Raw genomic sequence first — 8,006 nt, forward strand, 5'->3', positions numbered from 1 at the left:
AATAGAAAAATCTATCTTGATGATTTGACAACTAAGGCACTATCCTCATGGAAAAAACATCAGAAACAGTTAGGAAAAATAAGTTTTGTCTTTTCATATAACTGTTTACCTGTGACTAAGACAATGCTTGCTAATAGCATGAAGAAACATGGAGAAATGGCTGAAGTCAAAATTATCCGTATACATGATTTAAGGCACTCCCATGCTAGTCTGTTGCGCTCTTTGGGTATGAATGACCTAGAACTTAAAAATAGGCTAGGACATGCAGATATACAGACAACTTTGGGAGTTTATTCCCATCTTCGCCCTTCTGCTATGAAAGAGGTAGCGGACAAACTAGAGGGGGTACTTTCACTATAAATTAAAATCACGGCTTTCGTATCACTAGCGAAGTCTGTTATACGAAAACGGAGATTATAAAAAGGTAGCAAGATTATGTCTTACTACCTTTTTTGTTGCCAAAATGTTACCACTTGGCTATTATTAAGTGTTAAAATGTTGATTTAACGCTATTTTCACTAATTTAACTCTTATTTCACCTCTGTAAACACAACGTGTTTGCGAAGTTTTGGTGAGTATTTCTTCAATTGAAGACGGTCTGGAGTGTTACGTTTGTTTTTAGAAGTAAGGTACAAGCGTTCACCAGATTCTTTGTGTTCAAGTGTAATATTTACGCGCATGGTATCTCCCTTCTATTATTCAGCTGATGCAGCTTTAGCGATTTTACGTCCTTTGTAGTATCCTTTAAGTGATACACGGTGAGAACGTGAGTAATCTCCAGTAGTTTCGTCAAAGTTTACAGATGGAGCTGTTACTTTGTAGTGTGTACGACGTTTGTTTTTCTTCGCTTTTGAAGTGCGACGTGCAGGTACTGCCATTTTGATTTCTCCTTTAGGTATTTATATTCGATTCAATCTACTGATTTTCATCAACCATACTAGGATAACACATTTTTTTTGTAAAGTAAAGTTACTTGACAAAAAAAGATGAAAAAATTAGAAGGTCGTTAAGCTAATTAATCGAATTTTCTGAAAATTCAAGAATTTTCTTCTGTTCATTGCTTTTAAAATGTGCTATAATAGTAAAAACTGAAATGGGAGGGAACAAATGACTGAATTAGATAAACGTCACCGCAGTAGCATTTATGACAGCATGGTTAAATCACCAAACCGTGCCATGCTTCGTGCGACTGGTATGACAGATAAGGACTTTGAAACACCGATTGTTGGGGTTATTTCGACTTGGGCGGAAAATACACCATGTAACATCCACTTGCATGATTTTGGGAAACTGGCTAAAGAAGGTGTAAAATCTGCAGGTGCTTGGCCTGTGCAGTTTGGGACAATTACTGTAGCGGACGGGATTGCTATGGGAACGCCTGGTATGCGTTTCTCTTTGACATCTCGTGATATCATTGCGGACTCAATCGAGGCGGCTATGGGTGGTCACAACGTCGATGCCTTCGTCGCTATCGGTGGCTGTGACAAGAACATGCCTGGTTCTATGATTGCCATTGCCAATATGGATATTCCAGCTATTTTCGCCTATGGTGGAACCATTGCACCGGGAAATCTTGATGGCAAAGACATTGACTTGGTTTCTGTCTTTGAGGGGATCGGAAAATGGAACCACGGTGATATGACGGCTGAGGACGTGAAACGTCTTGAATGTAATGCCTGCCCTGGCCCTGGTGGCTGTGGTGGTATGTACACAGCTAATACCATGGCGACTGCTATCGAAGTTCTCGGTATGAGTTTGCCAGGTTCTTCATCTCACCCAGCTGAATCAGCTGACAAGAAAGAAGATATCGAAGCAGCAGGACGTGCTGTTGTTAAGATGTTGGAACTTGGTCTCAAACCATCAGATATCTTGACTCGTGAAGCCTTTGAAGATGCTATTACTGTAACTATGGTTCTCGGTGGTTCTACAAACGCCACTCTTCACTTGCTTGCCATTGCCCATGCTGCCAATGTTGACTTGTCACTTGAGGACTTTAATACCATCCAAGAGCGTGTGCCTCACTTGGCTGACTTGAAACCATCTGGTCAGTATGTATTCCAAGACCTCTATGAAGTCGGTGGTGTCCCTGCGGTTATGAAGTACTTGTTGGCAAATGGTTTCCTTCACGGAGATCGTATCACATGTACTGGTAAGACAGTTGCTGAGAATTTGGCTGACTTTGCAGACCTCACACCAGGTCAAAAAGTCATCATGCCACTTGAAAATCCAAAACGTGCAGATGGTCCGCTTATCATCTTGAACGGGAACCTTGCTCCTGACGGTGCGGTTGCCAAGGTGTCAGGTGTGAAAGTGCGTCGTCACGTTGGACCAGCTAAGGTCTTTGACTCGGAAGAAGATGCTATCCAGGCCGTTCTGACAGATGAAATCGTTGATGGCGATGTAGTCGTTGTTCGTTTCGTTGGACCTAAGGGTGGTCCTGGTATGCCTGAGATGCTATCACTTTCATCAATGATCGTTGGTAAAGGTCAAGGAGACAAGGTGGCCCTCTTGACGGACGGCCGTTTCTCTGGTGGTACTTATGGTCTGGTTGTTGGACATATCGCCCCTGAAGCTCAGGATGGTGGACCGATTGCCTATCTCCGTACCGGCGATATCGTTACGGTTGACCAAGATACTAAAGAAATTTCCATGGCCGTATCCGAAGAAGAACTTGAAAAACGCAAGGCAGAAACAACCTTGCCACCACTTTACAGTCGTGGTGTCCTCGGTAAATATGCCCACATCGTATCATCTGCTTCACGCGGAGCCGTGACAGATTTCTGGAATATGGACAAGTCAGGTAAAAAGTAAACTCAAAAAGCAAACTCAAAAAGCAAGCCAACTTCGGCTTGCTTTTTTTCATCTTCAAAAGTAATTTGCCTGCTTAACGAGGTGGTAGTCCAAGGGCAATACGGCCGTAGCGACTGATTCGTGTGATTTTCCAAGCAGGTGACCAGGTAACTTCAACCTTGACATCTTCGATACCCTCGATTTGTTTCAGACCTGCAACGATTTCGATAGGCAAGCTTTCGGCGCAATCGCAGGCAGTATCAGTGAAGGTCATGACAATTTTGCAGAGGCCTGTTTCGTCCAGATTAATTTCATAAATCAATCCTAGATTGTACACATCCAATTCCACATCTGTATCAAAAACCTTCTCTAGTTTTTCGATAATTTGGTCTTGCAAGGCTAAAGCGCGGTCATTGATTTTGATATCCTCTCTCATTACAGTCCCTCCACGTGATAAATATCCTCTATTTTCTCATAATTCTGACAATTTGGCAAGTTTTTGATGAATTTTCTGAAAAAATATGATAATATAAAGAAAATGCAGAATTAAGGGGAAGCCTATGGAGCAGATTGGAAAAGTCTTTAGACAATTACGAGAGTCAAGAAATATCTCGCTGAGACAAGCAACTGGGGGACAATTTTCGCCGTCTATGTTGTCCCGATTTGAAACAGGCCAGAGTGAGCTTTCGGTGGAAAAGTTTCTATTTGCCCTAGAAAATATATCTGCCAGTGTAGAGGAAATCCTCTTTCTGGCGAGAGGTTTTCAGTATGATACAGATTCTGAGTTGAGAAAAGAAATCATAGATGTCTTGGATCCAAAGAATATAGCTCCGCTTGAGGACTTGTATCGCAGGGAGTATCAAAAGCATGCCCATTCTCAAAATAAACAGAAACATATTCTAAATGCCATTATTATCAAGTCTTATATGAAGAGCATGGACGAAAGGGTAGAGTTAACGGCAGAGGAGGGGAAAGTCCTTCATGATTATTTGTTTTCTACCGAGATCTGGGGAATCTATGAACTCAATTTATTTTCAGTCAGTTCACCATTTCTATCTGTTTCTCTTTTCACTAGGTATGTTAGAGAAATGGTACGTAAATCTGATTTTCTAATGGAAATGTCTGGTAATCGAAACCTTTTTCACACTATACTCTTGAATGGTTTTTTAGCCAGCATTGAGTGTGAGGAATTTACCAATGCCTCTTATTTTAAACGTGTCATCAAAGAGCATTTCTACAAGGAAAATGAGACCTATTTCCGAATTGTCTATTTGTGGGCGGAAGGTCTCCTTGATAGCAAGCAAGGCAGAGTCAAGGAAGGTCAGAAAAAGATGGAAGATGCTGTCCGTATTTTTGAGATGCTTGGCTGTAACAAATCTGCTGAATACTACAGAAATACGACCGATTGTTGAATATCTGCAAACTAAGAAAATAATTTAAAATTTGAAGCGATAGAACTATTGACCTCTCTCAGGTTATCAAAGAAGTTCTATCGTTTTTTTGCTTATTTTGTGTGTTGCATATATTCAAAAGTTTTCCCTTTCAATTTCTAAGTGCTATACTATAGTCATACTTCACATAAAACTTCGAACAAGAAGGGAGATTATCTATGAAACTATTGTTTAGAAATCAAGCTTATCGACTCTTGACTTTGTCACGCTTCTTCAATGCTTTTGGTGCTTCGATTTTCAATCTGGTATTTATCGTCTATGCATCGACCTTGCCACAAGCATCTTTTGCGGTTGCTATGGCGAATATTGTCATGCTTCTTCCGACTCTCTTTACAGTTTTTGTAGGGATTCGGGCAGATTACACGAGGGACAAGGTCAAATGGATGGTCTATAGCGGTTTGTTTCAGGCAGTTTTATTTTTTCTAGCAGCTCTAGTTGTTCAGCAAGCTACTCTCTTTGCCTTTTCTAGCCTGTGTTTAATCAATGTCATTAGTGATGTCATCAGTGATTTTGCTGGTGGTTTGCGCATGCCTCTCATTAAGGAAAAAGTAGCTGAAGATGATCTGATGGAGGCTTATTCTTTTTCCCAGTTCATCACCTATATTTCAGCTATTGGTGGTCAAGCTTTTGGAGTGTGGCTCTTAGGGTTATCGGTCAATAATTTTTCTCTCGTTGCGGGAATCAATGCCTGTTTTTTCCTAGTATCAGCCGTTATCCTCTTTTTAGGAAAAAGCAAATTGAGACTGTCAATGTCATCTGCTGATGGTGAAATTCTAAAAAATGAGAAGCTTCCGATCAAAGAGCAGTTCCTAACGATTTATCGAAATTTACGTCTCGTTTTTCTTAAAGGTGGACAGAAAAACTTTGGATTCATGATCTTTGCTGTCTTGCTTATCAATGCCTTGGGTGGTTCCTTAGGGGGCATCTACAATATCTTCTTTTTGAGCCATTCTCTCTTGAATTTTTCTTACACAGAGGCGTTATTTATCAGTCAAGTCGGTGCTGTAGTAGCAGTCATCATCAGTAGCCTTACGGGCAATGATTATTTTGGGAAGCAGTCCTTGCCTAGATTGATGATGTGGGTGACCGTAGGACTTAGTCTAGTTGGTCTGGCTAATGTATTCAATCAAGTCGTGCTTGGTTTGCTATTTCTATTTTTAACTCTGTATATGTCTGGTAAAGTTCAACCAAAGATTAGTGCCATGCTCATGAAAAATCTAGCTCCAGAGGTTCTAGCTCGTACCAGTAATTTTTTAGGTTTATTGTTTACCTTATCCATACCTGTGGGAACAGCTTGTTTCTCACTAGTAGCCGTATGGAATATACAGTTGACTTGGATGCTATTTGTTGGTCTTTCCTTCCTGGCTATTCTTTTGACAGTTATTAATCTCAAAAATGATATCTAAATCCTAAATTTTTTCTCACTGTTTTAATCCCTTTATTTATGGTAAAATAAGACTATTAAGTTTAAAGAGGATTCCCTATGAAATTACAAAAACCAAAAGGAACGCAGGATATCTTGCCTGCTGAATCTGCTAAATGGCAGTACGTTGAGGGCTTTGCCCGTGAGATTTTCAAGCGCTATAACTATGCAGAAGTGCGCACGCCTATTTTTGAGCATTACGAGGTTATCAGCCGTTCTGTCGGAGATACAACGGATATCGTAACCAAGGAAATGTATGACTTTTATGACAAGGGTGATCGCCATATTACTCTCCGTCCAGAAGGAACAGCGCCAGTTGTCCGTTCCTACGTGGAAAATAAACTCTTCGCCCCAGAAGTGCAAAAGCCAAGTAAGTTCTACTACATGGGCCCTATGTTCCGCTATGAGCGTCCACAGGCAGGGCGTTTGCGCCAGTTCCACCAGATTGGTGTTGAGTGTTTTGGCTCTAGCAATCCAGCTACCGATGTGGAAACCATCGCTATGGCAGCTCATTTCTTGAAAGAAATCGGCATCCAAGGTGTTAAATTACATCTTAACACTCTTGGAAATCCTGGGAGTCGTGCGGCCTACCGTCAAGCCTTGATTGACTATTTGACACCGCTCAAGGAGACCTTGTCTAAGGATAGTCAACGTCGCTTGGAGGAAAATCCTCTCCGTGTCTTGGACTCTAAGGAAAAAGAAGACAAGGTAGCAGTAGAGAATGCGCCTTCTATCTTGGACTTCCTTGATGAAGAAAGCCAAGCTCATTTTGATGCTGTGCGTCAGATGTTGGAAAATCTTGGAGTAGACTACATCATCGATACCAATATGGTGCGTGGTCTGGACTACTACAATCATACTATTTTCGAGTTTATCACAGAGATTGAGGGCAATGATTTGACAGTCTGTGCGGGTGGTCGCTACGATGGTTTGGTTTCTTACTTTGGTGGCCCTGAAACTGCTGGCTTTGGTTTTGGACTTGGTGTAGAGCGCCTGCTTCTCATTCTTGAAAAGCAAGGTGTGGCCCTCCCTATCGAAAACGCCCTAGATGCCTATATCGCAGTCTTGGGTGATGGAGCAAATGTCAAGGCCTTGGAATTGGTACAGGCTCTTCGCCAACAAGGATTCAAAGCAGAGCGTGATTACCTCAACCGTAAGCTCAAAGCTCAGTTCAAGTCAGCCGATGTCTTTGCGGCTAAGACCCTCATCACCCTAGGAGAGAGTGAAGTCGAAAGCGGACAAGTAACGGTTAAGAACAACCAAACTCGAGAAGAAGTGCAAGTGTCACTTGAGACAATCAGCCAAAACTTCTCAGAAATCTTTGAAAAACTAGGATTTTAATGATAGATAAACTGGTCAGGAACCTAATCCTGACCTTTTTCTTTTGCAAAATGACAAAAATCATAAACTTTTTGACAAATATGCTTGTCAAAAAGAAAAAGATGTGTTACAATAAATTCAAGTTAAGAAATAGGAAGCAGAAAGGAGATATGATGTGGGTACCAGTATTTATACTATTTATGATGTTCTTTTATTCTAATAATTCTAATAAAATCAAGAAACTAGAGAATAAAATCAAAAAGCTTGAGCGAAAAGAGAAAGGAAACGCAGAAATGTCGAGATTATTGCAAGAAATGATTGGAAAGAAACCAATTATAACGGGAGTGTATATTGGGCCAGATAACTGGGAAGTTGTGGATGTTGATGAGGAATGGGTCAAACTACGTAGTGTTGATAAAAAGGGGAAAGAAAAATTCAAGTTGCAACGTATTGAGGATATCCAAGCAGTTGAATTTGACGGAGAGTAGGTGTGTAACATGCAACTAAAAAATCGTTTAAAAGAGCTTCGGGCTCGCGATGGTCTCAATCAAACCGAACTGGCCAAGCTAGCAGAAGTTTCCAGACAGACCATTAGCCTATTAGAACGGGACGAATACACCCCGTCCATTGTGATCGCCTTGAAAATATCTCAGATTTTCAATGAAACAGTCGAATCGGTATTTCGCTTGGAGGAGGATGAGTGATGAACATGTATAAAGTGGTTTATTATATGAGTGTTCTTGCCCTTATTGTGAATGCCTTTGCTATGATTGGAACATTACTGGGGTGGTTCTATTTTGTTGAAAGTAAGTATTTGTTTTGGATTAACTTAGTCCTCTTGTCCATTTTCAATCGATTGAAGAAAAAGGAGAAAAATGATGAACAAGTATAAAGTAATCTATTATGTAGTTGCTATAGCTCTATTAGTTAGCGTGTGTCTACTAATTGGAACAAATCTAGGATGGTTTGATCTCTATTACAGCGACCAATTTATTTGGGCCTACTTTGCTCTTATCCCAGTC

Annotated in this window: 11 protein-coding genes; 8 read left to right on the forward strand and 3 right to left on the reverse strand. The window is 40.8% G+C overall.

The genetic code is table 11. The features are described from left to right. On the forward strand, positions 1-360 hold a 360-nt coding region (locus tag ACLNCN_RS02020; RefSeq protein ID WP_424844524.1), incomplete at its 5' end, for a tyrosine-type recombinase/integrase. A gap of 170 nt (positions 361-530) precedes the next feature. Here the strand turns inward: ACLNCN_RS02020 and rpmG are convergent. Continuing rightward, positions 531-680, reverse strand: a complete 150-nt coding sequence (gene rpmG, locus ACLNCN_RS02025) for a 50S ribosomal protein L33 (RefSeq protein ID WP_001265622.1) — start codon at positions 678-680, stop codon at positions 531-533. Between the two features lie 15 nt (positions 681-695). Beyond that, positions 696-878, reverse strand: coding sequence for a 50S ribosomal protein L32 (gene rpmF / locus ACLNCN_RS02030; RefSeq protein ID WP_000290417.1), 183 nt, complete (start codon positions 876-878; stop codon positions 696-698). 229 nt (positions 879-1,107) lie between these two features. Between rpmF and ilvD the strand changes: the two genes are divergently transcribed. Continuing rightward, on the forward strand, positions 1,108-2,811 hold the full coding sequence (ilvD, locus tag ACLNCN_RS02035) for a dihydroxy-acid dehydratase (protein WP_261037462.1): 1,704 nt from the start codon (positions 1,108-1,110) through the stop codon (positions 2,809-2,811). Positions 2,812-2,884: 73 nt separating this feature from the next. Here the strand turns inward: ilvD and ACLNCN_RS02040 are convergent, their stop codons facing one another. Beyond that, positions 2,885-3,226, reverse strand: a complete 342-nt coding sequence (locus ACLNCN_RS02040; protein ID WP_001206380.1) for a metal-sulfur cluster assembly factor — start codon at positions 3,224-3,226, stop codon at positions 2,885-2,887. A gap of 124 nt (positions 3,227-3,350) precedes the next feature. Between ACLNCN_RS02040 and rgg the strand changes: the two genes are divergently transcribed. The 6 genes from rgg (at position 3,351) to ACLNCN_RS02070 (ending at position 7,876) form a co-directional block, all read left to right on the forward strand. Next, positions 3,351-4,202: a quorum-sensing system transcriptional regulator Rgg gene (gene rgg, locus ACLNCN_RS02045; protein WP_000434953.1), complete on the forward strand. Its 852-nt coding sequence runs from the start codon at positions 3,351-3,353 to the stop codon at positions 4,200-4,202. Between the two features lie 197 nt (positions 4,203-4,399). Continuing rightward, entirely contained in the window at positions 4,400-5,647 is a 1,248-nt protein-coding gene (locus ACLNCN_RS02050; RefSeq protein WP_000770640.1) for a hypothetical protein, read from the forward strand. 77 nt (positions 5,648-5,724) lie between these two features. After that, positions 5,725-7,005 (forward strand): histidine--tRNA ligase, encoded by a 1,281-nt coding sequence (hisS, locus tag ACLNCN_RS02055; RefSeq protein WP_424844525.1) that lies wholly within the window; start codon positions 5,725-5,727, stop codon positions 7,003-7,005. Beyond that, a complete protein-coding gene (locus tag ACLNCN_RS02060) occupies positions 7,005-7,472 on the forward strand; it encodes a hypothetical protein (RefSeq protein WP_424844526.1) in 468 nt (155 codons plus the stop codon). Before hisS ends, ACLNCN_RS02060 begins: the two co-directional genes overlap by 1 nt. 9 nt (positions 7,473-7,481) lie before the next feature. Beyond that, positions 7,482-7,688, forward strand: a complete 207-nt coding sequence (locus tag ACLNCN_RS02065; protein ID WP_261023442.1) for a helix-turn-helix transcriptional regulator — start codon at positions 7,482-7,484, stop codon at positions 7,686-7,688. Then, the gene (locus ACLNCN_RS02070) at positions 7,688-7,876 is read left to right on the forward strand and encodes a hypothetical protein (protein WP_070526253.1); all 189 of its coding nucleotides are present in this window, start codon (positions 7,688-7,690) and stop codon (positions 7,874-7,876) included. The genes ACLNCN_RS02065 and ACLNCN_RS02070 overlap by 1 nt, the downstream gene beginning before the upstream one ends. Positions 7,877-8,006 lie beyond the last annotated feature (130 nt).

It is taken from the genome of Streptococcus sp. CL8.13, from assembly GCF_049737895.1.

Excerpts from the sequence above, each read along its gene's own strand:
- rpmG (WP_001265622.1), bottom strand. The coding sequence starts at position 680 with ATGCGCGTAAATATTACACTTGAACACAAAGAATCTGGTGAACGCTTG.
- rpmF (WP_000290417.1), bottom strand. The coding sequence starts at position 878 with ATGGCAGTACCTGCACGTCGCACTTCAAAAGCGAAGAAAAACAAACGT.
- ilvD (WP_261037462.1), top strand. The coding sequence starts at position 1,108 with ATGACTGAATTAGATAAACGTCACCGCAGTAGCATTTATGACAGCATG.
- ACLNCN_RS02040 (WP_001206380.1), bottom strand. The coding sequence starts at position 3,226 with ATGAGAGAGGATATCAAAATCAATGACCGCGCTTTAGCCTTGCAAGAC.
- rgg (WP_000434953.1), top strand. The coding sequence starts at position 3,351 with ATGGAGCAGATTGGAAAAGTCTTTAGACAATTACGAGAGTCAAGAAAT.
- ACLNCN_RS02050 (WP_000770640.1), top strand. The coding sequence starts at position 4,400 with ATGAAACTATTGTTTAGAAATCAAGCTTATCGACTCTTGACTTTGTCA.
- hisS (WP_424844525.1), top strand. The coding sequence starts at position 5,725 with ATGAAATTACAAAAACCAAAAGGAACGCAGGATATCTTGCCTGCTGAA.
- ACLNCN_RS02060 (WP_424844526.1), top strand. The coding sequence starts at position 7,005 with ATGATAGATAAACTGGTCAGGAACCTAATCCTGACCTTTTTCTTTTGC.
- ACLNCN_RS02065 (WP_261023442.1), top strand. The coding sequence starts at position 7,482 with ATGCAACTAAAAAATCGTTTAAAAGAGCTTCGGGCTCGCGATGGTCTC.
- ACLNCN_RS02070 (WP_070526253.1), top strand. The coding sequence starts at position 7,688 with ATGAACATGTATAAAGTGGTTTATTATATGAGTGTTCTTGCCCTTATT.